This is a genomic window from Rhodococcus erythropolis NBRC 15567 (assembly GCF_001552595.1).
Classification (GTDB): Bacteria; Actinomycetota; Actinomycetes; order Mycobacteriales; family Mycobacteriaceae; genus Rhodococcus_F; species Rhodococcus_F erythropolis.
This window is the reverse complement of record NZ_BCRM01000022.1, coordinates 41,425-66,922: the sequence shown is the minus strand read 5'-3', so window position 1 is coordinate 66,922 and position 25,498 is coordinate 41,425. Positions and strand designations below refer to the sequence as shown.

The 25,498-nt window shown below is 62.2% G+C and carries 26 protein-coding genes and 1 riboswitch; of the genes, 10 read left to right on the top strand and 16 right to left on the bottom strand.

What is annotated here, in order from left to right:
* Window positions 1-6: 6 nt before the first annotated feature.
* A riboswitch (cobalamin riboswitch) is annotated at window positions 7-145 on the bottom strand.
* Window positions 146-232: 87 nt separating this feature from the next.
* Complete coding sequence (mhuD, locus tag RE4_RS23255; RefSeq protein ID WP_007726927.1) at window positions 233-541, bottom strand: mycobilin-forming heme oxygenase MhuD; 309 nt, start codon at window positions 539-541, stop codon at window positions 233-235.
* 45 nt (window positions 542-586) lie between these two features.
* On the opposite strand from mhuD, the gene RE4_RS23250 reads away from it, so the two are divergent.
* Window positions 587-1,324 (top strand): alpha/beta fold hydrolase, encoded by a 738-nt coding sequence (locus RE4_RS23250; RefSeq protein WP_029254422.1) that lies wholly within the window; start codon window positions 587-589, stop codon window positions 1,322-1,324.
* Here RE4_RS23250 and RE4_RS23245 read toward each other — a convergent pair.
* Both RE4_RS23245 and RE4_RS23240 read right to left on the bottom strand, forming a co-directional pair.
* Window positions 1,309-1,734 (bottom strand): HIT family protein, encoded by a 426-nt coding sequence (locus RE4_RS23245; protein WP_060939436.1) that lies wholly within the window; start codon window positions 1,732-1,734, stop codon window positions 1,309-1,311. The genes RE4_RS23250 and RE4_RS23245 overlap by 16 nt on opposite strands.
* Before the next feature lie 38 nt (window positions 1,735-1,772).
* A complete protein-coding gene (locus tag RE4_RS23240; protein WP_060939435.1) occupies window positions 1,773-4,391 on the bottom strand; it encodes a helix-turn-helix transcriptional regulator in 2,619 nt (872 codons plus the stop codon).
* A 386-nt stretch (window positions 4,392-4,777) separates the two neighbouring features.
* On the opposite strand from RE4_RS23240, the gene RE4_RS23235 reads away from it, so the two are divergent.
* Both RE4_RS23235 and RE4_RS23230 read left to right on the top strand, forming a co-directional pair.
* Window positions 4,778-5,590 (top strand): hypothetical protein, encoded by an 813-nt coding sequence (locus RE4_RS23235; RefSeq protein WP_238076944.1) that lies wholly within the window; start codon window positions 4,778-4,780, stop codon window positions 5,588-5,590.
* 70 nt (window positions 5,591-5,660) lie between these two features.
* On the top strand, window positions 5,661-6,683 hold the full coding sequence (locus RE4_RS23230; RefSeq protein ID WP_238076934.1) for a hypothetical protein: 1,023 nt from the start codon (window positions 5,661-5,663) through the stop codon (window positions 6,681-6,683).
* On the opposite strand, the gene RE4_RS23225 is transcribed toward RE4_RS23230, so the two are convergent.
* The 10 genes from RE4_RS23225 to RE4_RS23180 all read right to left on the bottom strand — a co-directional run bounded on the left by RE4_RS23225 (window position 6,680) and on the right by RE4_RS23180 (window position 16,474).
* Window positions 6,680-7,561, bottom strand: coding sequence for an HhH-GPD family protein (locus RE4_RS23225; RefSeq protein WP_024487744.1), 882 nt, complete (start codon window positions 7,559-7,561; stop codon window positions 6,680-6,682). The genes RE4_RS23230 and RE4_RS23225 overlap by 4 nt on opposite strands.
* Window positions 7,562-7,677: 116 nt before the next feature.
* The gene (locus RE4_RS23220) at window positions 7,678-8,232 is read right to left on the bottom strand and encodes an Rv1363c family protein (protein ID WP_060939432.1); all 555 of its coding nucleotides are present in this window, start codon (window positions 8,230-8,232) and stop codon (window positions 7,678-7,680) included.
* Window positions 8,229-9,467, bottom strand: a complete 1,239-nt coding sequence (locus tag RE4_RS23215; protein ID WP_060939431.1) for an MlaD family protein — start codon at window positions 9,465-9,467, stop codon at window positions 8,229-8,231. The genes RE4_RS23220 and RE4_RS23215 overlap by 4 nt, the downstream gene beginning before the upstream one ends.
* Window positions 9,464-10,537, bottom strand: a complete 1,074-nt coding sequence (locus tag RE4_RS23210) for an MCE family protein (RefSeq protein ID WP_060939430.1) — start codon at window positions 10,535-10,537, stop codon at window positions 9,464-9,466. The genes RE4_RS23215 and RE4_RS23210 overlap by 4 nt, the downstream gene beginning before the upstream one ends.
* The gene (locus tag RE4_RS23205) at window positions 10,537-11,616 is read right to left on the bottom strand and encodes an MCE family protein (RefSeq protein WP_031332813.1); all 1,080 of its coding nucleotides are present in this window, start codon (window positions 11,614-11,616) and stop codon (window positions 10,537-10,539) included. The genes RE4_RS23210 and RE4_RS23205 overlap by 1 nt, the downstream gene beginning before the upstream one ends.
* Entirely contained in the window at window positions 11,613-12,605 is a 993-nt protein-coding gene (locus RE4_RS23200) for an MCE family protein (RefSeq protein WP_238076924.1), read from the bottom strand. Before RE4_RS23200 ends, RE4_RS23205 begins: the two co-directional genes overlap by 4 nt.
* Entirely contained in the window at window positions 12,602-13,612 is a 1,011-nt protein-coding gene (locus tag RE4_RS23195) for an MCE family protein (protein ID WP_020906102.1), read from the bottom strand. Before RE4_RS23195 ends, RE4_RS23200 begins: the two co-directional genes overlap by 4 nt.
* Window positions 13,609-14,793: an MCE family protein gene (locus RE4_RS23190; RefSeq protein ID WP_030534783.1), complete on the bottom strand. Its 1,185-nt coding sequence runs from the start codon at window positions 14,791-14,793 to the stop codon at window positions 13,609-13,611. The genes RE4_RS23195 and RE4_RS23190 overlap by 4 nt, the downstream gene beginning before the upstream one ends.
* Window positions 14,790-15,635, bottom strand: a complete 846-nt coding sequence (locus RE4_RS23185) for an MlaE family ABC transporter permease (protein WP_020906104.1) — start codon at window positions 15,633-15,635, stop codon at window positions 14,790-14,792. The genes RE4_RS23190 and RE4_RS23185 overlap by 4 nt, the downstream gene beginning before the upstream one ends.
* Window positions 15,635-16,474, bottom strand: a complete 840-nt coding sequence (locus RE4_RS23180) for an MlaE family ABC transporter permease (RefSeq protein WP_020968384.1) — start codon at window positions 16,472-16,474, stop codon at window positions 15,635-15,637. The genes RE4_RS23185 and RE4_RS23180 overlap by 1 nt, the downstream gene beginning before the upstream one ends.
* A gap of 228 nt (window positions 16,475-16,702) precedes the next feature.
* On the opposite strand from RE4_RS23180, the gene RE4_RS23175 reads away from it, so the two are divergent.
* Window positions 16,703-17,341 (top strand): carbonic anhydrase, encoded by a 639-nt coding sequence (locus RE4_RS23175; protein ID WP_019746832.1) that lies wholly within the window; start codon window positions 16,703-16,705, stop codon window positions 17,339-17,341.
* A 97-nt stretch (window positions 17,342-17,438) separates the two neighbouring features.
* Entirely contained in the window at window positions 17,439-18,182 is a 744-nt protein-coding gene (locus RE4_RS23170; protein WP_019746833.1) for a DUF4232 domain-containing protein, read from the top strand.
* A 25-nt stretch (window positions 18,183-18,207) separates the two neighbouring features.
* Here RE4_RS23170 and disA read toward each other — a convergent pair whose 3' ends face one another.
* On the bottom strand, window positions 18,208-19,293 hold the full coding sequence (gene disA / locus RE4_RS23165; RefSeq protein ID WP_060939455.1) for a DNA integrity scanning diadenylate cyclase DisA: 1,086 nt from the start codon (window positions 19,291-19,293) through the stop codon (window positions 18,208-18,210).
* Window positions 19,294-19,389: 96 nt separating this feature from the next.
* Here disA and RE4_RS23160 point away from each other — a divergent pair, with 96 nt between their 5' ends.
* Window positions 19,390-19,950: a PaaI family thioesterase gene (locus tag RE4_RS23160; protein ID WP_019746834.1), complete on the top strand. Its 561-nt coding sequence runs from the start codon at window positions 19,390-19,392 to the stop codon at window positions 19,948-19,950.
* A 23-nt stretch (window positions 19,951-19,973) separates the two neighbouring features.
* Here RE4_RS23160 and radA read toward each other — a convergent pair whose 3' ends face one another.
* Window positions 19,974-21,407: a DNA repair protein RadA gene (gene radA, locus RE4_RS23155; RefSeq protein ID WP_003945739.1), complete on the bottom strand. Its 1,434-nt coding sequence runs from the start codon at window positions 21,405-21,407 to the stop codon at window positions 19,974-19,976.
* Between the two features lie 97 nt (window positions 21,408-21,504).
* A complete protein-coding gene (locus tag RE4_RS23150) occupies window positions 21,505-22,140 on the bottom strand; it encodes a copper chaperone PCu(A)C domain-containing protein (protein ID WP_003945942.1) in 636 nt (211 codons plus the stop codon).
* A gap of 265 nt (window positions 22,141-22,405) precedes the next feature.
* Here RE4_RS23150 and carD point away from each other — a divergent pair, with 265 nt between their 5' ends.
* From carD to cysS, 4 genes are read left to right on the top strand one after another with little or no spacing between them, the layout of a single operon-like run.
* Window positions 22,406-22,894, top strand: coding sequence for an RNA polymerase-binding transcription factor CarD (gene carD, locus RE4_RS23145; protein ID WP_003945666.1), 489 nt, complete (start codon window positions 22,406-22,408; stop codon window positions 22,892-22,894).
* Between the two features lie 22 nt (window positions 22,895-22,916).
* On the top strand, window positions 22,917-23,615 hold the full coding sequence (gene ispD / locus RE4_RS23140) for a 2-C-methyl-D-erythritol 4-phosphate cytidylyltransferase (protein WP_019746836.1): 699 nt from the start codon (window positions 22,917-22,919) through the stop codon (window positions 23,613-23,615).
* On the top strand, window positions 23,616-24,092 hold the full coding sequence (gene ispF, locus RE4_RS23135) for a 2-C-methyl-D-erythritol 2,4-cyclodiphosphate synthase (RefSeq protein ID WP_060939428.1): 477 nt from the start codon (window positions 23,616-23,618) through the stop codon (window positions 24,090-24,092).
* Between the two features lie 11 nt (window positions 24,093-24,103).
* Window positions 24,104-25,498 (top strand): cysteine--tRNA ligase, encoded by a 1,395-nt coding sequence (gene cysS, locus RE4_RS23130; RefSeq protein WP_003945830.1) that lies wholly within the window; start codon window positions 24,104-24,106, stop codon window positions 25,496-25,498.

Sequence of the window (25,498 nt, the reverse complement as noted above, 5' to 3'; positions counted from 1 at the left end):
CGCGTCCCCTAGGTCCATGCGATGGCCGAAGTGTCTGGCTGTCGAAATAGTCGTGCCGAAAAAGGCACTTCACCTCGAATTACAGTGGCGCGACCGCTCCGGGCTTTCACCGGATTCCTGTCGGACCATCGCGTTTACATGCGAACTTTTGCACTACTGCCCGCACCGTGTCAACGCGTAAGCCGAGATGACCGTCGATTGTGCCCGCCAAGGCGGGCACAATCGTTCTAGATCAGCTCTTTGCGGCGACGTCCAGGACAACTTCGAACTCGAGCAACGACGCACCCGAAGCGACGGGCTTCGCACGCTCGCCGGAATGGGCTTCGCGGGCAGGGCCGTCACGCCAATCGGCGAACGCCTGCTCGGACTCCCACTGCGTCACCACGAAGTAGCGGCTCTCACCTGCGGTGGGGCGGAGGAGTTGGAATCCGAGAAAGCCCGGGGAGTTCTCGACTGCATGAGCGCGTGCTGCGAAGCGCTTCTCCAGTTCGGGGCCGGCGCCCTCGGGGACCTCGATTGCATTGATCTTCACGACTGCCATGCAAGCGACATTACCCGCGCACCTTCACCGCGTACCGTGACACTCGTGTTGCATGACGAAGGTGGAACAGGACAACCGATTCTGTTGTTGCACGGCCTCATGGGCAGCTCGAGGACGTGGCGACGCCAGGTGCCGTGGATCCGCGAGTTCGGCCACGTCTACACGTTCGACGCCGCCGGTCACGGCCGGCCCGCGCCGTCAGAGCTGACCACCGAGGCATTCGTCGACGACCTGGCATCTGCCGTTGCGTCCATCGAGGAGCCGATGATCGTGATCGGCCATTCGATGGGGGCTCTGCACGCGTGGTGCTTCGCCGCATCGCATCCCGAAAAGGTTTGTGCACTGGTCCTCGAAGACATGGCTCCGGATTTTCGCGGACGCACCGCCGCGGATTGGGCTCAGATGATCTCGGCGTGGCCGCAGCCGTTTGCTTCCGAGGACGCGATGAAGGAATTCTTCGGGCCCGTCGCCGGCCAGTACTTTCTCGACTCTTTCGACCGCCGCGACGACGGGTGGTACCTGCACGGCGAGGTGTCGACCTTCCGCGACATCTCGGAGGAGTGGGGCACGAGGCATTTCTGGGATCAGTGGAAGGCGATCGACGTGCCGACCTTGCTGATCGAGGGAGAGTTCACCATCACCCCCGAGGGACAGATGCGAGAGATGGCCGAGAGGCCGGGAACTCGGTACGTACGTATTGCCGACGCAGGCCACCTGGTTCACGACGATCAACCGCAGCGCTATCGCGAAGTGGTGACGGAATTCCTTCAGACGGTGAGCTGACTGCGGATCGACGCGCCCACCTGCTCCAGTTCGACGGCTCGCCTGGCCAGGAGTCCGGCAGCGAACTTCGCCTTGTCGCCGCGATGGCGGGGGACGACGTGGAGGTGCGAGTGGAACACGGTTTGCCCCGCGGCACGCCCGTCGTTGACCAGAAAGTTGACTCCGTCAGCGGTGATGTCGCAGCGGCGTAGAGCTCCGGCGATGAGCGTGCCGACGCGGAACATCTCTGCGCCCTCGTGGCTTTCGAGAGCATCGAGGTTTTCTGCATGACGCTTGGGGACCACCAGGGTGTGTCCGCGACTCACCGGTCGGGCGTCGAGAAATGCAAGAGTCGTCTCGCTCTCGTGGACGAGAATCGCCGGCTCGGTCAGCGCGACGATCTTGCAGAAGACACAGGTATCGGTGCTCATGCCTACAGAATGTAGTCCGAATCAGATCCGACCCGGGACTACAGCAGGCGCAGCTGACGTGCCTTCGTGATCGCTTCGTTTCGATTGTGCACGTCGAGCTTCTTGTAGAGAGTGCGCAGTTGAGTCTTGACGGTGTTGACGGACACGTAGAGTTTGTCGGCCATCGCGGCCGATCCCATGCCGAGCGCCAGGAGTGAGAGGACCTTCTGTTCGCGTTCGGTCAGCTCCACGATACGTACGAATCCCGGAAATGATTCCGCAGGAGCCCTTTTCGAGAACTCGGCGAGTGCACGCGATTTTGTTACTGCCATCGATTCGAGTTTCTCGACGTCCGCCGATCCAATGGTCGCGAACGGACGCAGAAGTCCGGTTTGGTCCGCGATACTGCACGCTCTGGACCACTCCTGAGAGGCGAGGCGTGGCTCACCCAGCTCGGAGTGTGCAACCGCTTGCACCAGAAGCGATTCCATCTGTGCCCGCGGATAGGATTCGCCAGACCAGTCGAACTGATGGCACAGCGCCACAGCGGCCTCGTTCTGGCCGATTCGCTGACGTAAACGCGCCACCGACGCGAGCGTCCACGGGTTGGCTGCAGGATCGGCAATTTCCTTGGCCAGAGCCGTCGCCTTGTTTCCCTCGCCGAGTGCGAGCAGGAGATCGATTTCTGCGGATTGCAGCAGAGGAAGCGCGAAAGACGTGGCCGTGTACTGCTTGGAATGCACTCCAATCGCGTTGTGGAGCAAGGACAGAGCGGAAGATGCACTGCTCTGAGTCAGGGCAAATTGGCTGTGCGCATAGACGACGAACGCCCATAGCTCCTCGGTGTCGGACGGAACGCCGAGTTCGGTCAGTGCGATACGTGCGTCACCGAAGTCGAGTGTGTCGAGAGCGGCGAGAGCCCGTGCCGTCAAGCCGGCGATCTTGACTACAGGTTCGAGCCAACCCCCGGGGTCAGGATGCTTCTGTTCGAGTTCGAACCAGTGTCTGGCCTGCCGCGGCTCACCTGCCAAAGCCCAATTCAGGGCGGCACTACCCGCAGAGTTGCGAGCGATGAAGTCGACTCCGTGAGACAGGGCGCCGTGGTATGCCATTCGAGCCTTGATCGTGGATTCGGTGAACCTGCCGCTCAATTGGAAATTGATCGCCCATTGAAGTCGCATCAGGGGGAGTTGTGCGCTGACCGCTTCCGGATTGTTTTCCAGCGCACTGCGGCTGAGGTGAGACAGCCGCCTGGTGGTCTCTGCCGAGAGCCCGTATTCACCGGCCATCCTGAGCATGATCGATTGAACGCAGGCGATGCTCAAGGCGTCCTTCGCGCTGGGTTGGGCGCCGAGTTCCCACAGTTCGGCCGGCGATTCGGGTAGCAAGTCGATTGACGTGGATCGCTTGCTCGGATGCATCGTGAACAAGGCACGCCCGGCCTCAACGGCAGAGTGCTTGTCGGCAGCTTCCGCCGGAATCCGTTGGAGGGCGGAGCGAACCGAGTCCAGGTTATGCACGATCATCGTCACCCAATGTTGTTCGACGATGTCTACTGCCAGGGTCCAGTTCTGTGCCTCGACCGCATAGTCCAGCGCCGACGCGTGATGACCGTTGTCGAGTCGATTGTGAGCGAGGAATGAAAGACGTTGCGACGGATCGATTCCCACGCGAGTGTGGTGCGCGAGTAGCGATCGTCGAATGGCGGGAGGCAATTCCCATGTTTCGTCGGCTTCGGCCTCGACGCGCGACAACAAGCCGGCTGTCTCCAGCGTCACCAGCCGCGAGCGGATCTCATGAACGGTTTCGGCAGTGTCAGGGCGCTGGGACTCGAACAGCATTGTGGCGACGCCGACGGTGATCGATCGACCAAAGGCGGTCGCGAGTAGGAACTCATGTTGCTTTAGGCGCTCAGCGGTGGCGAGAACGGAATCAGTCACGTAATCGTCTATCGCTTGCGCGGTGTTCGTTTTGATCTCTCGCTCACGGTTGCTGTTACGTGAGTCCCTGACGGCGGCGACTGCGGCGCGAACCAATGCGGGCAGCCCACCCGTCAGGGATGTGATTTGTTCTGCATCACCTTCGGCCGTGCGCACCCCCGCCTGTTCCAGCAATTGGGCGGTATCGGATGTCGTGAACAACAGCTCATCGGCGCCGATGACCTCGTGATCCGTGTCGAGAAGGTATGGCTCGGCGAACATGCCGAATCCCGAGAGCGTGACCACGAGGTCCAGGTTGTGGCAGAGGGTGAGGAGATCGATCAACTGATCGTCCAACTCTGGTTCCGATATCAGATCCGGCCTGATCAGCACGAGCAGTACGGGGCGGCTGAGGGCGTTCAGGGATTTGGCGGCAGCGGTGAAAGGATCGGCGAGATCGTCGACGTCGGGCAGTGCGATTCCGGCAGCGTGGATTCGATCGAGGACAACGGCCCAGAAATCTTCGAGTGTCGACGAGGGCTGTGGGGCCGAGACCCAGACGAGTATTCGTTCGGATGCCAGATGGGCGCGCAGCCACGATGCGATCAACGACGATTTCCCGTGGCCGTTCGGTGCACGGACGACGGTCAGAGCGGCGCGTCGATCCAGTTTCGCGAACAGTGCTTGCCGAGGAATCGACTCGGTGAGAGTGCGCCTTTCGGGAATAGCTGCCCAGTCGTGGCCGTCCCTCCCGAACATCAACGCGGACCCTTTCTGCTTTCACGCCCCACGCTAATTGGCGGATTTGGGCGGATTGTCTCGATCCATCTATCTACAGGGAGGAGCGTAGCTGGTGCGAATCCAGAGCGTGTCATCCCGGGCAATTCACCCGCGACTTCACCCCGGGTGAGAGAAGTTCACCCACATAATCATGCCGTCACCATTGGCTTTCGAGTCCCTCGAGCGACTTCTATTGAACGTAGCTCGGGATTCGCCAAATCTGGTCGAGAGTGCCCGACCGGGCCCCGAGGGTCGGCCATCGAAGGAGTGTCGTGAGAACTCGTCTGTCAGTGGTGTGGTCGAAGGCGGTTACGGTCCGACTCCGACCGAGAGCGTGCGCCCGAAGAGTGCGAGGCGTAGTCGTGGTGACAGGAGTGTTACTTGTCGGCGCAGCTGCGCTCGGTGCGCTACCGATGCAGTCGGATGTTCGATTGGCAGCCGAGGGAGAGTCCGCTTCTCCCTTCACAGTCGAGTTGACGGCGATTGACGGTGCGCCGCCGTTCGATCCCGGTGACGGTCCAGGGCTCGATTCCGGACCGTCCAACGGCATTGTCCGAGAAGGTGATCCGGTGACGTATGTCGTAGACATCGGCGTCCGGGGCAACCCGCTCTCGGACGTGGTCGTGCAGCTTCCGGTGCCTCGAGGTTTCGTTCTACCCTCCGTGCCTGACTACTGCGGAGACGGCTCGGGTGTCGACGAGTTCGGGTTACATTGCCTGATAGGCAATCTGGAAGCGGACCGGTACTTCACCCGGACAGCGACGATGACTGCGGGAAAGCGGGAAGACGCCGACGGTCTATCGATTGCTGCACTGGTCACCGCAGATCGAGGGGCGGCTCGCGTGCGGTCGGACGATGTCACCGTGCGGGTGGCGACCACCCCGGGAGTGTGTGATCCACAAGGGAATTCTGTTGGTGGTCGGAGAGACCAGGGGACAGCTGTCTCGGCAGATGGTCGGATCTCAGGTCTGGTGACGTCGGGCATCTCGGAGGCGGTGGTGATCAACGGCGTCGATCAATGCGGGCACGCGATAGCGCGGACGGTGAAACCGTTCGAGGGTCGCTTCTCGTTTGTCGGACTCCTGCCGGGGACGTATCGCGTCACGGTCGACGGCCGAGCGCCGGTGGACGTGGTGTTGGAACCAGGCGCAATGGCGGTCGGTGGCCTGACGTTCTGATACAGCTCCACAGTGATAGCAACACCTGAAACAGTTCAGAACCAGTTGGAAACAGTCAATGGAGGATCCAGTGCGTGAAAGCCTGGGCGTGGTATTCGAAAACAATTCCATTTCAACAGCTCTCGTAGATGCGGACACGCCCCTTCTGGGCTCGATCGACGAGTTCCGTCATCCGTGGGGCGCGAACGGGACTGTTCCCTCTGCGCAAGCGTCGGCACGCGCGCTCGCCTCCGCTGCCGAGGTCGCCACCGGTCGGGCCCTGCGCTCGAACCTGTGCCCCACCGTCGTCGGAGTGATGTGCGAGCGCGCGGACGTGCGCGAATTTGTCCCGGGTTCATTGTCCTCCAGCACTTTCGAGAACATCGAGTTGGTCAACGGTCTGGACGCTCGCCTTGCCTACTTGCGGACGGTCGACGCCCTGAATGGTATTTCGCCGATTCTCGCATTCTGGCCGGACGGCGGTGAGACTGTGATCGCTGCCATCGATCCGAGCGCCGGCGTCGTGGACTCGGCGCACCGTTACGCAACCGCCGAGTTGCTTACAGACAGCTCGACATTTGCTGCGACATTGGACCTGCTCGTCGCTGAACGAGACCCCGTGCCCAAGATGCTCGTCGCGATGCTGGTGAAGGAAGAGTCTCGGCAGCTGTCCGCCGAAGCCGCCGAATCGGTAGGGCTCGGCTTCCTGTATCTCGGCGAGCGCGCCCAACTGGCGATAGGCGCTGCGCTGGTAGCGGCCGGTCGGGGGAGTGAGGTCAGGTCCGCTGGCGGCGCGGCTGTTCAGCCCGTCAACAGAATCCGGTGGGCGGCGGCAATAGTGCTGCCGCTCCTGCTCATGCTGACGGGATTGCTGATCGCTCTGTCGCCGGACGGGTCGCGAGCGGTGTCCACTGATCGCCCGAACGTCGGCGCCGAGCCGGCGAACCCGACGAGCGGGCCACCGTCCGGAGCGGCCCTACCGATCCTGACGCTCCCGCCTTGCGACCCGGTGGTACCCGTCGTTCCCGCTGCGTTTCGGCGTTCGGATCCTGATGTCACACCACCCCAGACCGTCGAACCAGCAGAAGCATGCGACCCGATGCGAGTGGGCTAGGGCGTACCTTCTCCAGCCAGTGCAAACAGGCCGTCATCGGTCTGCTCGACCAGTCCGTCGACCAGCAGGGAATGTAGTGCGCGGTCACGCTGACCAGGATCGGTCGGCCAGACGATGTCGAGTTGCGCGCGTTCGACCGGACGGTGGCTCTCGCGCAGAACGGCCATCAATTTTCCGCGAACTTGGCGATCGGTGCCCGCGAACTTCTGCACCTTCTTGGGCGGTCCGGTGTGTGCAGGTTTGCCCGAAGCGACCCACGCGCAGTTCGGCAAAGGGCAGTTCTCGCAGTTCGGCGTCCGCGCAGTGCAGATCAGTGCACCGAGTTCCATGAGAGCGGCGCTGTAGGTGGCGGCGCGCGCTCGTGTCCGTGGCAGCAGCGCCGCGACGTCGGCGAGGTCTCGCGTGTTGGACGGATTGCCGGGTTCCGCATTGCCGTGGACGGCTCGCGCAACCACGCGTCGTACGTTGGTGTCCACCACCGGCACTCGCTGTCCGTAGGCGAAGCACGCCACGGCGCGGGCGGTGTACGAACCGATTCCCGGTAGGGAGAGCAGGGTGTCGACGTCTTCCGGCACCACGTCACCGTGCTCGGCGGCCAGGACGCCCGCGCATTCGTGTAACCGCAGCGCGCGTCGCGGGTAACCGAGTTTGCCCCACGCGCGAAGCACTTCTGCCTGACTCGACGCTGCCATCGCCGACGGTACCGGCCAGCGCTCCACCCACTCTTCCCAGATGGGCGCAACGCGCACCACCGGCGTCTGCTGGAGCATGATCTCGCTCATCAGGATCTGCCAGGCACTGACGCCCTCGCGTCGCCACGGCAGGTCACGAGCCGTCTCGGAGTACCACTTCAGTAGCACCGAAGATTCCACTGCCACTGCTACCGACACACTCCTCGAACCTGTGCTCCTGGTCGACGAAGGACACGTCGACTTCTGGAGGCCACTTTATCGGCAGTCACCGACACGGCTGCCTGTGACGCCAGACCTTTGAGTCACAACAACTGCACGTTGCTCAGTTTCCAATCGCCGTCCTCGCGGACCAGAGAAAGTTGCATGCGGTTACGGTCGATCCTCGGATCGGGGGAGTTGGTATTGGTGATCGTCTGATCGAGGAACACGAGCACCTCGGCGTTGTCGCGATCACTGCTCGCCAGTCCGGCTGAAATGATCTGAGCGGACGAGGTCGCCTGATACTGCACGATCATGTTCTGCAGGTTGGCTGCCACCTGGGCGTACTGACCGGCGAACTCTCCGACAGAGTTGTCACGCACCACGGAAAGATTCTGATCGAGGTTCTGGAAGTTGTACGTCGCAAGATCAGTGGCGAATTGTCGTCCGCTGTCCAGTGCGCTGGTACGCGCGTCTTCGTCGGCCGATTTCTGCCAGGTCGCGAATGCGCCCCATCCGAGCGCCGCGACCACGACCAGGACGCCGGCAACGATCAACAAGGTCTGCTTGCGAAGCCGCTTGGGCTTTTCGACGATTGTGGGTGTCGGACTCTCGGGAGTCTGGGGTTGGGGTGTCTCGGACTGGGGTGTCTCGGTCATTGCGTTCCTTGTACTAGTAGTGCGGCAAACGAGTTGTCACCGAGAACGGTGTTCTGACCACCGTTGAAGCCCAGACGAATCGACGTTCCGTCACCGGCCGCAACTGTGCCGAGGGCAGGATCGTATTCGGCAACCCCGTCGATCGTTCCAGCTCCGGTGGGGACGTTCTGCGAACCGCGATTCTGGATCCGGCCCGACTGGTCCGCGCAGTGTTGGTTCTTGTCGAGCATGGTCGGTGAGGTGTCCTGTACCGATCGCCGGGGCGTGTCGTAGATACAGACCGGGCCGAGTGCTGTGATCAGATCAAGCTGTGCCCGTCCGTCTTTGACGATACTTCCGAACTTCTCGAATCCTTTGGGCACCACCACCAACAAGGCATCGACGGCGGGCATCCGTGCAGTGACGATCTGAGTGGAGACGAGAGAATTGGCCAACAGCAGACTGAACGGCTCACGACTCTGTTCGATGAGAGGCAGTATCTGATTGTCGAGAACACTCGGGCTTCGATCGAGGAGTGTGCGCAGTTGCGGATCGGATTTTCGTACCTGATCTGTCAATTGGCGAAGTGTGAGTGCAACTTCGGGAAGAGCGCCAACATTTTCCTCGTTCGCAGTGAACAGTGAGCGCGAGTTCTCGACGAGTGTGTTGACACGCGGTTGATCGGCTTGGACAGTGCGCGCGAGCACGTCGAAGTTGTCGACGAGCGCCTGCAGATCCGGACCCAATCCGTTCAATCCCTCACCGAGTTCGTGCGAGAGGGTACGCAGATCTGCCGGATCGACGGTGTCGGCAGCAGCGTTGAAATTCGCAATCACGGTTCCCAACGCGACCGGGATCGAAGTGCGCTCAGTCGGAACAACCGAACCTTCAACCAGATACGGGCCGCCGTCGGTCTGCGAGGACAACTGAACTTTCAATACCGGAACGGCGGTGTCCTGGCTGATGGCCACATGCGAATCGTTGGGGATCTGTTGGTCGGCGGCGATGCTCAACGTCATCACGACGAGGTCCTGGGCAGAGTCCACCTCCACCGACTCGACGTCGCCGACGGTGACTCCGCGATAGGCCACTTCCGAACCCGGAGCGATTCCGGCCGCGTTCTCCAATTCGACGGTGACCGAGAATGTTCCGGTGAAAGGATCTCCAGCACCTACTTGTCGGAGCACATACGTAGTGCTTACCACCGCGATGAGGAGAAAGGCGACGATCTCGAAATAGACGGTTCGGTTCTTCATCGCGTTCCTCCTTGCAGGGGTGTCGTGATCGGCAGTTCCCGATCGGAGGCGGGCAGAGGTGGCAGTGGCGGTGCGGCGCCCGGAATTATCTCGTTGAGCACCCCGGTCACGGTGCCCTCGACATCGACGTCGAGGTCGATGTTCACGTAATCACCTGGGCTGGCGCGCTCGAGGAGCGCTCTTGCGTTGTCCAGGTTGGACATGGTCTCACTCAGTGTCGGGCCCATTGCCGAGAACTGGTCGAGGATGGGTGACAGTCGTCCGGTGATCTCGGAAATCTGGTCGGTCGACTGGTCGAGCACGGAATTGGTTGCGGTACTGAGCCGATCGGTTTCGTCGAGAAGATCGAGGAGCGGTTGTCGTTGGTCGGCGATCACGCCCAATGCGGGTGTGAGTGTTCGCAAGCCTTCGTCGATGGTGGCGCTCTCGTCACCGATCAGAGCGCTGAGCCGGTTCAGGGAATTCAGTGCCGAATTGATCGATTCCTTTCGGTCGTCAAGTGTTCCGAGAAAAGTGTCAAGGCGCGCAAGCAGATCGCGGATCGTCTCCTCCCTGCCGTCGAGAATCTGATCAGCCTCACTGACGATGTTCTTGACCTGCGCCAACCCACTGCCGTTCAACAGAGTTCCGACGGCGCCGAGCAGTTGTGCGACATCGGGTCCGCGCACGGTCTCCGCTCGCGCGATGGTGGAACCTGGTTCGAGCCTGGGGCCCGTTGGATCGACCGGAACTTCGAGGTTGACAAATGCGTCGCCGATCGGGGTGGACAGCTCGATCCGAGCGCGAGTGCCGACGGGTAGTTCGATGTTCGATTCGATTTCGGTATGTACCACGGCTGCAAATGTTTCCGCGCTCATCGACGTGACTCTGCCGACCACTGCCTGGCCGATCCGCACCTCGCCGCCGACGGGGAGTAATGACGCATCGACGAATTCCATGTTCAGCGGGTACGACTCTCCTGGCAGACCGCGCCCGAGGGGGAGGTGCTGGAAGTTGAGACTGCAGCCGGTCAACGGCGCCGCGATGACAAGTGCCACGACAACGCTCACCACGGACTTGTTCGACGCCATCAGTTGCCCCCACCGAGGATGCGTGCCAGGTCGGAGCTGCCTGCCGAAGGAAATTCGATGGGATTGACGATCCCAGGCCCGGTGCACAGCGGAATCGGCATCTTCTCGCACAGTTCTCGCGTCGTGTCGAACTGTGAGAGATCGGTGGCGACGTTCAATCGCGCTCTGGCTCGGCCTTCTTCGGTGACGAGGTTGGCGACGTTCTCGAATCCCGTTGGTGCCGTTTCGATGATCTCGCGCAGTTGGTCCTGTTTGGTCGCGACTGCACCGGCCAACTGTGCGAGCGCACCCAGATCGGCGGTGACCGCCTCGCCGTGTTCGGCGAGTAGCGCTGAGACCTGTCCGAGCAACGTGGTCAGGGAATCGAGCGCCCCGCTGATGTCTTCTCGCTGGGTACTGAACGCGCGGGCGGTGACTGTCACCGAATTCGACAGCGAGTCGACCTTGGTCTGGTTGTCCGCGATCAACTGCACGAGGGTGTTCAGGTTCTTCACGAGTTCGGAGATGTCGGGACTTGCACCCGCCAGTACCGAACTAGCCTGTGAGATGGACCGAACGGCATCGTTGAATGCTTGCCCGTTGCCGTCCAACGCGTGGGCGCCTTCTCCGATGAGGTCACCGATCCCACCGCCGTCCGCGCCAGGGCCGAGCGCCACCGTCAGTTCGTTCACCGATGCGGTGAGCTGGTCCCATGTCAGAGGGGAGTGAGTTCGTTCGAGAGGGATCACTGCGCCGTCCACGAGGAACTCACCGTCCTCGTAGCCGGGGCCGAGTTCGATCGTGCGGTCACTGATGACCGAAGGAGAAAGGACCCAGGCCTGCGCGTCGGCCGGTATGCGTGTTCCGGATGGCAGGCTCATCGCCACTCGTACCCGGGACCCTTCCGGCGTGACGCTCTCGACCCTCCCGCTGGGAACTCCCAGAATAGTCACCGTGTTGCCGGTGAAGATGGCGTCGGTCGAGGTGAATTCGGCAGTGAGAGTGAGTTGGTGTTCGTCACGCGTGACGAACAGGACCGCACCGATCGCGCAGATCATTATCGCTGCCAGCACGGCGAGCTTCTTGACGGTCGTGGTCATCGACACCCCTGAACGAGCCCGACGACGCACAACCAGTTGTCCGGGATGAGGGTGGAGGGCGAGTTGAGGTCGAGCCAGTTGCCGTTACCGGTCGCATTGGTGACGTACCGAACGCTGGGGGCGAAGTTGTCGAGCAACGTGGTCAGTGATTGTTCGTTCTCGGAAAGAATTCCCGTCACCTCGTGGATGTCTCCCATGACCGAGTCGACCAATGCCTGGTTGTCACCCAGGAACTGGGCAAGTGTGGTGCTCAACTGATTGAGGTCTTGTACAAGCGCATTCAGCACATCTCGCCGGTCGGCGATCGTGGCCATCACCAGGTCCGCATTTCCCAGAAGGGTTTCCAGAGTGTCCTTCTGCTCGATCAGTGTTGCGGTCGTCTGCTGCGCTCCGGTGAGAAGGGAACGGAGCGCAACGTCGTTGTCGTTGACTACTCCGGAGAGTGCGTCGATTCCCTCGAGCGAGCGGCGAACGAGCTCGGGATCGTCAGGTGAGTTGTCGGACACCACGGTCAGCATGTTTCGCAGTTGTTGCAGATCAAGGTTTTCCGAAGTGGATTGTGCTCCTCGTCCGAGATCGTCGAGGGTGAACGGAACACTCGTGTTCTCGATGGGAATGGTCGAACCTCCGGGTAACGAGCGCGATCCGTTCGGAGTGATGTCGAGCGAGCGTCGGCCGAGCAGAGTCGAGATCTTGATGTCCGCGCGCGAGTTTTCGCCGAGAGTGACGCCGTCGTCGAGTCGGAAGGTGACTTCAACAGAGTTGCCGCTGACCGCCAACGAGGTGACCACCCCGCTCGGGACTCCCGCGACGTTGACCGGATCGTCCTGCGTCAATCCGGTGGCGTTGGCAAACACGGCGTTGTACTCGTTGGTCTTGACCTTCAAGATCAATTGAGGGACAACGAGTGCGGCCAGAACGACACAGACTCCGACGAGAATGCAGATCATTCCGTTGCGGACCGGGTTCTTGACGGTGAGCCAGTTCATCGGCACACCGCCGAACGCTCGGGGCCGCCGAGAGTCACCGATTGGTCCAGCGCGCTGAGCCGGAAATTACAGATGTAGATGTTCGCCCAACTGCCGTAGCTCATTGCGATTCCCAATTGGGTGAACAGTTGATCGAAAGCGGTGATACCGGTCGCCAGCGACTCACGATTGTCGACGACGACGCTGGCCGACTGATCGATCGAAGTCAGCGCGCCAGCCAAGTCCGGTTCCACGCGCGTCACCAAGTCCTGAAGGGAAGAAGTCAGGGCACCTGCGGAATCAACTGCGGCCGAGATCTGTTGGCGATCCTGTGCCAAACCGCCTACCAGCGTGTCGAGCGTGTTGATCATCTCGACGAAGTTGGGTCGATTCGTCGTCGTGACGGTGAGTACCCGGTCGAGGTTGGTCAGTAGTTGGTCCAAGATCGCGTCTCGGGACGTCAAGTTCTCGGTGACGGCAACTGTGCGCTCCAGCAGGCTTTCGATGGTGGAACCTTGTCCTTGGAATACCTGGACGACTTGTGCGGCAAGCTCGTTGACTTCTGCGGGGTCAAGTGCGTCGAACAGGGGACGGAAACCGCCGAGGATGTCGGTGAGGTCGATCGCCGGCTGAGTCTGTTCCACGGGAATTGTGGCTCCGGGGGAGAGGTAGTTGCCGGCTACGAGTTCGCCCTGTCCGGGTTCGATCGAGATCGTCCGTGCCCCCAGCAGATCTGCATACCTCACCACAGCCCGACCGTCGGTCGGAATACGTTGTGTAGATTCGAGTTCGAAGCCGACGACGGCTTGGTTGTTCACCAACTCGACGCTGTCGACGCGCCCTACTCGCACCCCGGCGATCTGAACATCGCTGCCGGTGACCAGGCCGGAGGCATTGACGAAGACGGCCCGGTACTGCGAACTAGACCCGGAGACTGGGTTGATCAGAGTGCTCACCACGACCACGGTGGCGAGAATCGACAGCGCGGCAAACAGTCCGAACCTGATCAGAGATTTCTTCACGCTCATCCGCCCACCACCGTCGTGCCGCGAAAGACCGGCCCCGCCACGAGAGTGTCCAAAGCTGTACTGCCCTGGGTGATAGCTGAGATCAGGGATTGTTCGGCAGGGCTGCCGACCGGGCCGACGGTTCCGCCGAACGCGGTCGCGGCGGCAGGGCAGTTGGGGCCGCGGGTCCCGTCGTATTGTGGGCAGTCGGTCTTTCCATACGGATACAGATCTGTGACAGACAGGCGCAAGTCAGTGCTGAGCCAGGGACCGTGCGCCAATGCGGGCGGGAGTTTGATCGTGAGATTGCGCAGGCCGTTGTAGAAGGTGGTGATGTGGTCTGGCCGCGAAGTGATTGCACCGGTGAGGGAATCGGCGTCGTCGACCAAGGTGATCAGGCGGTCGCGATTGTCGCCGATCAGACTCGTGGCAGCAGATCCAGTGCTGGTGCCTGCTCGCAGAAGCCCCGCCAATCCGTCGGATTTCTCGACGACGGTCTTGGATGTGGTGATGGAGTTCTCGAATGCGGCGAGCATGTCGGGCGCACTCGTCGAGAGACTGTCGGCGAGCGTGGCTATGTCGTCGAGGTCGTCACCGAGTCCGTCGATGACGGGCTGCGCACCGACCAACGCTTGGTGGACTGAATCGAGAGACTCACCGATCTGGTTTCCCTTGCCACTCATCGCATCCGAGACTGCCGTGAGCGCCACGTTGATGTCGGCGGGGTCGAGGGAAGAAACGAGCGAGTAGATCCGTGAGATCGATTGGTAGAGCTGGACCGCGACTTCGGACTGATCTGATGCCAACTCGGTACCCGGCGCTAGAGCAGGACCGCGCGAGAGACCGTCAGGTTGAATCAGGTCCACGAAGAAGTCGCCGAAGATGTTGCGGGGCATCAGCCGCACCTGACTTGTCGACGGTATGTCCTCGAATGCACCCTCGTCGATTGCGAGTGAGATGGTGGAAGCGGTGGTGCCAGGCTCGATGTCGGCGACCGAACCGACGACGACGCCGCGGTACTGAACCGAGGATCCGACTCGCAGCGCACCGGCGCTGGCAGGGACGACAGCACTGACCTGCGGTGTGGAACTGAACGTGTCCGTGCCCCTGCTGAACAAGAAGACGTAGGCGACGATCAGCAGGACTATCGCAAGTAAACCACGCAGTGCCAGTGCAATTCGACTGGTACCCGTGACGATCATCCGGTCAACCCGGGCACCTGAGGTTTGAGTCCCCAGAGCGCGATGGTCATGGCGACGTCGGTGAAGGCCAGGAAGACGATGCTGGTGCGCAGCGCTCGCCCGGCTGCTCGCCCGACGCCTTCAGGTCCGCCAGTCGCGGTATAACCGTAGTAGCAGTGCACGAGGGTCACGACGACCGCGAACACCATGACTTTGATCAACGACAACCAGATGTCGTTGGGAGAGAGGAAAAGACTGAAGTAGTAGCCGTATGTTCCCTCCGACTGGCCTTTGACCCGGATCACCGCGAGCGCCGTTGCCATGTACGAAGCAAACAGGCCGACCAGGTACAGCGGGACCACCGCGATGAGCGCCGCGATCATTCGGGTGGTGACCAGGTATCGCAGCGAGGGAATCGCCATGACTTCGAGTGCGTCGATTTCCTCGGAGATCCGCATGGCTCCGAGCTGCGCGGTGAATCCAGTTCCGACCTTGGCAGCCAAGGTGATTGCGGCAACGAGTGGTGCGACCTCACGAGTATTCGCGATGGCGGACATCACGCCGGACAGCGGTGCGAGGCCGACGAGGTTGAGTCCGCGGTAGCCCTCGAGTCCGATCTGGGAACCTGCGAAGAACGAGATCGCGAAGATCACGACGACGCTGCCGCCGCCGGCGAGCAGGGTGCCCGAACCGAATGCCACCTGGGCGACGAGACGGGCGACTTCACGCCAATATCGCTTGAGGGTTGCCGGAATCGAGGTGATGACACGCGCGTGGAACGTGAACTGATCGCCGAGTCGACTCAGACCGTCGACGGTGCGCGAACTGGCCCGCTTGGCACGAATTGCGATGGGCAGGTGCATCAGTAGGCACCCTTCACCGAGACGAACAGCGGGTAGAACTGGGTAATTGCGAGGTTGGCGACGAACACGAGGACAAACGAGAGCACGACGGTCTCGTTGACTGCGTCGCCGACGCCTTGAGCTCCGCGCTTGACGGTCAGGCCCTTGTAGCAGGCCACGATTCCCGAGATGAGAGCAAAGGCAACGGCTTTGATACCGGAGACGACGAAGTCGCTCGGTTGACTGAATTGAACGAGATTGCGCAGGAAGCTCTGTGCGTTGCCGTCGAGTATCAGGACGTGAACGAAGAGGCTTGCGCCCAAACCGATCACGAGAACTATCGAATTCAGCAGGAGGCAGACGACGGCAATTGCGATCATCCGCGGCACGACCAGGCGTTCCAACACCGGCAGGCCCAGTACTTCGAGCGCATCGATCTCTTCGCGGATCGTGCGCGCTCCCAAATCTGCGCAGATTGCGGAACCGCCGACGCCGGCGATGATCAGGGCGCAGACCAGCGGTCCGGCCTGTCCGATGATGAGGAACGCGACGACTGCACCGCTGTATGAACCCGCGCCGATTTGGTCTGCGAGCGAACCGATCTGGAGAGCTACGCCCACGCCGAGGGGAATCATCACCAGTGCCGAAGCGACCGAGGTGACGTGGGCGAGAAACCACATCTGGTCGAGCGCTTCACGCCAGGCGAGGCGCTTGTGTCGCAGAGTTGTGAAAGCGGCGACGCATACGCGAACGGTGAAGGTGAACAGCAGTCCGATCTCGGACAGCAGGTTCGAGAACATGTTCGTCTTGGCGGGGGAGGCAGGCGTTGCGTCCCCGGTTGTTCCAACTTCAGTGCTCACGCCATCCCCCTTTCCGTCCGAATCGTTCTGGTCGGGTTTCTTCGATCACACTCGGAAGGTCGAAGTGCTCCAGGTCACGTTCGGAGACGGTATCAGGAAACTGACTCTGAAGTAAGTTCCAATTCGGGCACGCCATCACAAGGCGTGAATGTGGACGCGGAGCTTCCGTTTGCGTCTACGCAACCTTCCCGGCGAGAGTCCGAAATGCGACGGGTGCACAATGAGTGAATGCCACGATCAAGCCCCATTTCCGCTTGGAAGTCCCTTCGCGAAGGCAACGAGCGATTTGTCAACGACGCGTCCATTCACCCCAGCCAGGGAATCGCCGATCGCGCGAAGCTGGTCGATGGGCAGCACCCCACCGCGGTGCTGTTCGGTTGCGGTGATTCGCGCGTAGCCGCCGAGATCATCTTCGATCAGGGCCTCGGCGACATGTTCGTCGTGCGTACGGCGGGTCACGTGCTCGACGATTCGGTGCTCGGTTCGATCGAGTACGCCGTTCACGTGCTCAACGTGCCGCTCATCGTCGTCCTCGGTCACGATGGTTGCGGTGCGGTGAAGGCAACGCTCGACGCCCTGGACAAGGGTGCGGTTCCCGACGGCTTCATTCGCAGCGTGGTCGAGCGCGTTGCTCCCTCCATCCTGATGGGTCGCAACGAAGGCTTGTCCACCGTCGACGAACTCGAAGGTCGACACGTCGTGGAGACCGGCTCGTTGATCATGCAGAGGTCGCGGATCATCGCAGACAAGGTGGACAACGGTGCGTGCGCGATCGTCGGTGTCACGTACACATTGTCCGACGGTCACATGCGAGTTCAGGGCGCGGTCGGCGACATCGGCGAGAGCGTCGAGACCGTCGAGGGTTAGATCTTCCGGGGCAGTGATACCCGGTAGCAGACAATGGGTACCGACACGCCGCCTCAGCTGACGGTTAGTGGACCCTGCGCCAACTACCGTTGAGTCCGTGTTGGAACCGAATGGACCACTGCCCCCCGAGATCTACTGGCGTCGCCGGGCGCTGGCCATTGGTGCCGCCGTCATTGCACTGGCGTTGATCATCTGGGCGGCGTCCGCCCTCTTCGGCGGTGGAAGCGATACTCCTGAGGCCAATTCGGCCGCTGCGAGTTCCTCGCTGACGACGGACGTCTCCTTCACCCCCAACCCTTCCGGCTCCAACGCGCCGGACGGTAACGGTGGTTCGGGTGGCGGTGCTGCGGGTGGATCAGGTGGCTCGGGCACGCAGGCTTCGGGATCGTCGACGTCGGCATCGTCCTCGTCGACCACCGGCGCTCCGGTCCCGGCTGGTCAGTGCGCGGACTCGTCGTTGGCAGTCAAGGCGACCGCAGACAAGGCGACCTTCGCTCCCGGTGAAGAGCCGTCCTTCACGATCGTCATCACCAACATCGGTTCGGCACCCTGTGATCGAGATCTGGCGGGCGGCCTGCAGCAGGTGCTCGTCTACAGCATCGACGGCAAGACCCGTTTGTGGTCCAACGTCGACTGCTATCCCCAGCCCGCAGCCGACGTACGCAATCTCGCTCCCGGCGAGCAAGCTGCGTTCAAGGTCGCCTGGTCGGCCACGACGTCGACCCCCGAGTGCGCGACCGCGCAGAACCCCGAGCGCAATCCGGTGGGCGCAGGCGCGTACACGGTTGTCGGTCAGCTCGGCGCACTGCGAAGCTCCCCGGAGCCGTTCAACATCGCGTGAGAGCGGGCAAGCCCGAACAGGCCCGCTAGTTGAACGATCCGGTGATCGACGTCTCCGCGAGCCGGGAAAGTCCCTCACGGATGTGACGGGCCCACAGCCCGCCGATGCCCTCGACCGACTGCAGATCGGCAGCCGTAGCGGCCAGCAGCGACTGGAGAGTGCCGAAGGATCCGACCAACCGGTGGATCTGATGGAACTGCACTCGAGGCACACGCATCAGTACGCGATATCCGCGAGGAGTCATCGGAGTGTCGAGGGCTTCGATCGTGCCCGGATAACCGAGAACACGCGCAAGAGTCGTGAGATCGAGTAGGTCGGCGTCGGTGACACGATCGAGTGCGACGAGGACGTTGTCCATCGCCGCGGTGCCGATGGGTTCGGGGCCGGCAAGATAATCCCGAACGATCAGTTGACGTGCAATGTCGTTGTCGCCGACCAGTTCTTCGAGCTGCAGTGCCAGCTGGCGACCGTCGGTGCCGAGCTCGAGGACATCCTGCTCGATTTCGATCGACACACGGCGAACCATTTCGAGTCGCTGTACGACGGTCAACGCGTCGCGCAGAGTCACGAAATCCTCGATCTCGACCACCGACAGTTGCCGTGTCACTTCGTCGAGTCGCGCTTTGTATCGTTCGAGCGTCGCGACGGCCTGGTTGGCGCGCGAAAGTATGGTGGCCGAGCCGTCGATGACGTGCCGGATACCACCGACGTACACACTGACGATCGACATCGACTGACTGACCGAGACCACGGGATAGCCGGTTTGAATTGCCGTGCGCTCGGCGGCACGGTGCCTGGTGCCGGATTCGACGGTGGGAATCTTGTGATCGGGAACCAGCTGGACGTTGGCGCGCACGATGCGTGTGCCGTCCGTCGAGAGGACTACCGCGCCGTCCATCTTCGAGAGCTCGCGCAATCGGGTTGGTGCGAACTCCACGTCGAGGTTGAATCCGCCGTCACACAGCGCTTCCATCTCCTCGTCGTATCCGAGGACGATCAGTGCGCCGGTACGTCCGCGCAGAATTCGTTCGAGCCCGTCTCGCAAAGCGGTACCCGGCGCCAACCTGGCGATGGTCTCTCGCAATGCCGACGACGACTGTGTGTCCGCCATCGCACTGATCATTGAGAAACTCCCTGCTGAGGTCGATGTCACTTCGGTCGGGTCCGATGCCTGCGCCGGACTGATCCCCGTTTAGATTACCTATCCATGAGTAGTACCTGGACCCTGCCTGATGACCTGACTGTCCCGGAGCCGGTAGAATTCTTTCCGGCCGCCGGCGAGAAGTTGCCTCAGCACTGGTCGAAATGCTTCGGCTGCGGCGACGACCAGCCTGCGGGAATGGCGATGAGTTTCAGGGCTGGTGACGGGTTGGAAGTGACGGGCCGTCTGGAGGTCGCCAAGAAGTATCAGGGCGGTCCGGGGGTCATTCACGGCGGCATTTTGTCGACGGCTTTCGACGAGGCGCAAGGCATGGCATGCATGGCTCTCGGCTCGCCGGTGGTGACCGGGCACCTCGAGATCGATTTCGCCCGGCCCATCCCGTTGGGATCGGTGCTCGAATTTCGGGCTCGCATCGACGGCGTTGTGCGCCGCAAGGTCTACACCAGCGCGGAAGCGGTGATCGTCGAAGGTCCGACAGCGGATCCGGACACGGTGGTGGGAACGTCCCGCGGACTGTTCCTGACCATCACGTCGGAACACTTCGCCAAGACCAAGGAGTTCGTGGACGGCGAACCGACTTCCCCGTTCGGCACCTCGTCGGTCTGACGCGGTAGTCGGCCGCAGGCCGGTCACTTCACCGGAGTGAGCTTGGGGCGAGACGGGGCTTGTTTGCCGCCCATCAATCCGGCATAGGCGAGTGCCTCGGCCAGGTTCGCTACTTCGTTGACGCGCATGCCGGGAATGTTCGGGCCGGAATCGACCGGCACGATGGCGCTGGTGAATCCCAATCTGGCAGCTTCGATCAGCCGTCGGTTCACACCGGCAACTCGTCGAACCTCTCCGGCGAGTCCGACCTCGCCGAGGATGACGAGCCCCTTGGGGACAGGTTTGGCTTTCACAGCGGAAGCGACCGCTATCGCGAGAGCCAGATCGGCACCCGGCTCGGTCATCCGCATACCGCCGACGGTCGCCGCGTAGACGTCGGCCTTCGAGATCGACACCCCGACGCGGCGCTCCAACACGGCCAGAACCATGGCCACACGGGCGGTGTCGAGCCCACTGACGGCTCGACGAGGTGTCGGTAGAGGCGTGGCGGCGACGAGGGCCTGAACTTCACCGAGTAGCGGTCGCTTACCGTCCATCATCACGGTGACGGCCGTGCCTTCCACGGCTTCTTCGCGGTGATGCAGGAACAGGCCGGACGGATCGCTGATCTCGTTGATGCCCTGCTCGCTCAGCTCGAAGCATCCCACCTCGTCGGCCGCACCGAATCTGTTCTTGACGCCGCGGACCATGCGCAGCGTGGAGTGCTTGTCGCCTTCGAAGTGCAGAACCACGTCTACGAGATGCTCGAGCGAGCGCGGTCCGGCGACGGCGCCGTCCTTGGTGACGTGGCCGATCAGAAGCACCGGGATTCCACTGGCCTTCGCCAGGGAGGTCAAGGCGCTGGTGACGGCCTTGACCTGAGTCACGCCGCCGACGACTCCGTCGACGTCGGCAGCAAGCATGGTCTGCACCGAGTCGACGATGACCAGGGTCGGCTTGACCTGCTCGATGTGGCCGAGGATGGTCGCGAGATCGGATTCGGCCGCCAGATACATCCGTTCGTGGACAGAGTTGGTGCGATCTGCCCGAAGTCGGACCTGACCGGCGGACTCTTCGCCCGTGACGTACAACGCTCGATCATCCGCGCTGCGCATCGCCCAGCGGTAGACGACCTCGAGAAGTAGCGTCGATTTTCCGACTCCGGGCTCGCCCGCGAGCAGCACCACCGAACCAGGTACGACGCCACCGCCGAGGACGCGGTCCAACTCGCCGATCCCGGTGGGCTTGGCCTGCGTCGAGGTGCTGTCGATCTGTGTCAGCGGCGTGGCCGGCGTCGTAGGGAGTACGGCGCTCGATCCTGCTTTGGCGAGTGAGGCGCCGGCGCGACTGGCGACGGGTGCCACTACCGCGACCTCGGTCATCGAGCCCCACGAATCGCAGTCCGGACATCTACCGACCCACTTGGGCACTACCGACTGGCATTCGGAGCATCGGTAGTTCGATTTCACTTTGGCCACCGGGACAGACTAGAGGCGGGGTCCGACATGGACCCCGCCTCTAGTGTGATTCTTAAGTTGTTCTGCGAAGCGCAGTGTGCGCCTTGGTGATTCGGGCTCAGTGCCCGGCTTCTGCGACGTCGGGCGACTTGTCCGACTCGTTGCGCTCGAGCTGCGGGCCTGCGTCGACCGGTACGTCGACGGTGACCGAGCCGGCCTTCTCGAACTTGAAGGTGATCGGGACGGTCAAGCCGGGGCGAACGCCTGCCTTGATGTCCTGCAGAACGACGAGAGTGAGCGCAGCGGGTGCGTCGTCGTTCTCTTCGTTGTTCTTGATCTGGGTCTCTGCCTCGGTCGCGGCACCTTCGCCTGCGGGCAACTGGCCGGCCTGCAGCGACGTCTGCGGCTTGATCGTCAAGCCACCTACCTCTTCACCCGCGATGACGCGTGCTGCGTAATCGGTGGTGATGCTGACGAGCTTGTCCGTGGTCTCGGCGCTGTCGTTCACGACGGTGAACGCGAGCACGGCGTTGCCGCCCGGCTCGATGCTGTATTCCTCGGACGAGGGGTAGGCGATGTGCACGTTGCGCAGTGCGATCTCACCGAGGTCGGCGCTGTTGCCGTTCACGGCGGCCTGCTGGACGGCGGTCTGGCTCACCTGTCCGGAACCGCAAGCGGACAGCGCGATGGCTGCGCCTGCAGCCAGTGCAATGGCGGTAGCGACTCGACGAGTCGGCTTACGGATAGCAGTCACGATTTGTCCTCCACGGCGTCAGGTTCGCACTCCACTAGGCAGAGTAGTAGATAAGGTCCCGCGGGCTGGCCGTCGGGTCGCCACAACGGTTGTCTGCGTGGGCTTTCAGTCGGTTATGCAGGGGTGCTCCAGACCAGTTGAATGCACGTACAACAAGCCCTGTCAACCCCTACGCTCGAGCAAGGATGCCCCTGACCTGCACAGTTGATGAGTGGTCGGTTCTTTCACGTGTTAAACTAGTGGAATCGAAAGGGGCACGGGACACATGATTTTCAAGGTCGGAGACACCGTCGTATACCCCCATCACGGTGCGGCGCTGATCGAAGCTATCGAAACCCGCACCATCAAGGGTGAGCAGAAGGAGTACCTGGTTCTGAAGGTCGCTCAAGGCGATCTCACAGTACGGGTTCCTGCAGACAACGCAGAGTACGTCGGAGTTCGTGACGTGGTCGGCCAAGAAGGCCTCGACAAGGTTTTCCAGGTTCTGCGAGCACCGCACACCGAGGAGCCCACCAACTGGTCTCGTCGATACAAGGCAAATCTCGAGAAGCTTGCCTCAGGTGACGTGAACAAGGTTGCGGAAGTTGTTCGTGACCTGTGGCGTCGTGAGCAGGACCGCGGGCTTTCCGCTGGTGAGAAGCGCATGCTCGCCAAGGCTCGTCAGATTCTCGTCGGAGAACTCGCGCTCGCCGAGGGCACTGACACCGAGAAGGCAGAGACCATTCTCGACGAGGTCCTCGCGGCCGCGTCCTGACTGCAACACAACAAAGCTGACAGTGGCAGTAGTAGCCCTGGTACCTGCCGCAGGTCGGGGAGTGCGATTGGGCGAGAAATTGCCCAAGGCATTTGTCGAACTCGGTGGGTGCACCATGCTTGCACGCGCGGTCGATGGACTCCGGAAATCCGGAGCGATCGACCGCGTTGTTGTCATTGTGCCGCCTGAACTGGTCGAATCCGTCGTGGCCGACCTCGGTCGTGCATCGGACGTCGACGTCGTCGGTGGTGGTGCCGAAAGAACCGATTCGGTTCGAGCCGGTCTCAGTGCTGCCGGCGATGCAGATTTTGTACTCGTGCACGACGCCGCGCGGGCATTGACGCCGCCGGCGTTGATCGCGCGCGTCGTCGACGCTCTCCGAGCCGGCAGCTCCGCTGTCATCCCGGTACTCCCGGTTACCGACACGATCAAGTCGGTCGACGTACTCGGCGCAGTCACCGGAACGCCTCTGCGTTCGGAGTTGCGTGCGGTTCAAACTCCTCAAGGCTTCTCCACCGACGTCCTGCGCAGTGCGTACGACGCCGGTGATGTCGCCGCGACCGACGACGCCGCTCTGGTGGAGCGTCTCGGTGTTTCGGTGCAGACGATTCCCGGCGACGCTCTCGCCTTCAAGATCACCACTCCGCTCGACCTCGTCCTTGCACGGGCGCTCCTGATCTCGGAGACAGAGTTGAGCGCGGACTCACAGGACGGAAAATAGATGCGCGTCGGTCTCGGCACGGATGTTCATCCCATCGAGGTCGGCCGACCTTGCTGGATGGCCGGGTTGCTGTTCGAGGAAGCAGACGGGTGCTCGGGGCATTCGGACGGCGACGTCGCCGTCCACGCGCTCTGTGACGCGTTGCTCTCCGCCGCAGGTCTTGGCGACCTCGGTTCGGTTTTCGGCACCGGCAGGCCCGAATGGGACGGCGTGAGCGGCGCTCGAATGCTTGCCGAGGTTCGTCGACTGCTCGAAGTGAACCAGTTCACCGTCGGCAACGCCGCGGTGCAGGTCATCGGCAACCGACCGAAGATCGGGCCGCGACGCGACGAGGCGCAGAAGGTGCTCTCGGACATTCTCGGCGCGCCTGTTTCGGTGTCCGCGACCACCACGGACGGGCTCGGCTTGACCGGTCGCGGCGAGGGGATCGCCGCCATGGCCACCGCGTTGGTCATGACAACCGAACACGACAGGTAAGATCGCTGGTCGTGACCCTGCGCCTATACGACACCGGTACGCGGGCCCTTCGGGATTTTGTTCCGTTGGCCCCCGGACATGCATCGGTGTACCTGTGTGGGGCGACAGTTCAGGGCGATCCTCACATCGGACACGTTCGTAGCGGCGTCGCTTTCGACGTGCTGCGACGCTGGCTGTTGGCGCACGGCAACGACGTTGCCTTCGTGCGCAACGTGACGGACATCGACGACAAGATTCTCAACAAGGCCGCCGGCGCCGGTCGACCTTGGTGGGAGTGGGCGGCGACGTTCGAGCGGTCGTTCACGTGGGCCTACGACCAACTGGGTGTGCTGCCGCCGTCCATCGAGCCGCGGGCCACCGGTCACGTGACGCAGATGGTCGAGATGATGGAACGCCTGATCGAGAACGGCCACGCGTACGCGGCGGGCGGCGACGTCTACTTCGACGTGCAGAGCTACCCCGAGTACGGCGCACTGTCCGGCCACAAACTCGACGACGTTCATCAGGGCGAGAGTGCGGCCGAGGGCAAGCGCGATCCTCGCGACTTCACCCTCTGGAAGGCCGTCAAGCCCGGTGAGCCCTCGTGGCCGACGCCGTGGGGACCTGGCCGTCCGGGCTGGCACCTCGAATGCTCGGCCATGGCGGAGTTCTACCTAGGGGCCGCGTTCGACATCCATTGTGGTGGACGCGATCTCGTCTTCCCACACCACGAGAACGAAATTGCGCAGGCCAAGTGCGCCGGCGACGATTTCGCTCAGTACTGGTTGCACAACGGCTGGGTCACGATGAGTGGCGAGAAGATGTCCAAGTCGTTGGGCAATGTTCTCTCGGTGCCGAACGTGCTCAAGAAGGTTCGTCCGCAAGAACTTCGGTACTACCTCGGTAGTGCGCACTACCGTTCCAATCTCGAGTACTCGGACGAGGCGTTGGACGAAAGCGCGAAGTCCTACCAGGGGCTCGAGTCGTTCGTCCTGCGCACACACAAGCGTGCGGGTGGCGTCGAACTCGGTACTTGGACCGAAGGTTTCGCGGCGGCTCTCGACAACGACTTGTCGGTGCCGATCGCGTTGGCCGAGATTCACGGCAAGGCGAGCGAGGGTAATTCCGCGCTCGCTGCCGGTGATCTCGACGCGGCTCGGGTGGCTGCCGGTCAGGTGCGGGCCATGCTCGCGATCCTGGGCGTCGACCCACTCGACGAGCATTGGACGCAGTCCGGTGGCGACACCGAGACGGCAATGGAAGCTTTGGACGTGTTGGTGCGGGCCGATCTCGATCGTCGGCAGCAGGCACGTACGGAAAAGAACTGGGCGGTGGCGGACGAGGTCCGCGATCGCCTCATCAAGGCGGGTATCGAAGTAACCGATACTCCCGACGGACCCGAATGGTCCCTTAAGGCAGGGCAGTAA

What these genes read in the sequence shown, in the direction of transcription:
- mhuD (WP_007726927.1), bottom strand. Translation starts at nt 541, where the DNA reads ATGGCAGTCGTGAAGATCAATGCAATCGAGGTCCCCGAGGGCGCCGGC.
- RE4_RS23245 (WP_060939436.1), bottom strand. Translation starts at nt 1,734, where the DNA reads ATGAGCACCGATACCTGTGTCTTCTGCAAGATCGTCGCGCTGACCGAG.
- RE4_RS23240 (WP_060939435.1), bottom strand. Translation starts at nt 4,391, where the DNA reads ATGTTCGGGAGGGACGGCCACGACTGGGCAGCTATTCCCGAAAGGCGC.
- RE4_RS23220 (WP_060939432.1), bottom strand. Translation starts at nt 8,232, where the DNA reads ATGACCGAGACACCCCAGTCCGAGACACCCCAACCCCAGACTCCCGAG.
- RE4_RS23215 (WP_060939431.1), bottom strand. Translation starts at nt 9,467, where the DNA reads ATGAAGAACCGAACCGTCTATTTCGAGATCGTCGCCTTTCTCCTCATC.
- RE4_RS23210 (WP_060939430.1), bottom strand. Translation starts at nt 10,537, where the DNA reads ATGGCGTCGAACAAGTCCGTGGTGAGCGTTGTCGTGGCACTTGTCATC.
- RE4_RS23205 (WP_031332813.1), bottom strand. Translation starts at nt 11,616, where the DNA reads ATGACCACGACCGTCAAGAAGCTCGCCGTGCTGGCAGCGATAATGATC.
- RE4_RS23200 (WP_238076924.1), bottom strand. Translation starts at nt 12,605, where the DNA reads ATGAACTGGCTCACCGTCAAGAACCCGGTCCGCAACGGAATGATCTGC.
- RE4_RS23195 (WP_020906102.1), bottom strand. Translation starts at nt 13,612, where the DNA reads ATGAGCGTGAAGAAATCTCTGATCAGGTTCGGACTGTTTGCCGCGCTG.
- RE4_RS23190 (WP_030534783.1), bottom strand. Translation starts at nt 14,793, where the DNA reads ATGATCGTCACGGGTACCAGTCGAATTGCACTGGCACTGCGTGGTTTA.
- RE4_RS23185 (WP_020906104.1), bottom strand. Translation starts at nt 15,635, where the DNA reads ATGCACCTGCCCATCGCAATTCGTGCCAAGCGGGCCAGTTCGCGCACC.
- RE4_RS23175 (WP_019746832.1), top strand. Translation starts at nt 16,703, where the DNA reads ATGCCACGATCAAGCCCCATTTCCGCTTGGAAGTCCCTTCGCGAAGGC.
- disA (WP_060939455.1), bottom strand. Translation starts at nt 19,293, where the DNA reads ATGGCGGACACACAGTCGTCGTCGGCATTGCGAGAGACCATCGCCAGG.
- RE4_RS23160 (WP_019746834.1), top strand. Translation starts at nt 19,390, where the DNA reads ATGAGTAGTACCTGGACCCTGCCTGATGACCTGACTGTCCCGGAGCCG.
- carD (WP_003945666.1), top strand. Translation starts at nt 22,406, where the DNA reads ATGATTTTCAAGGTCGGAGACACCGTCGTATACCCCCATCACGGTGCG.
- ispF (WP_060939428.1), top strand. Translation starts at nt 23,616, where the DNA reads ATGCGCGTCGGTCTCGGCACGGATGTTCATCCCATCGAGGTCGGCCGA.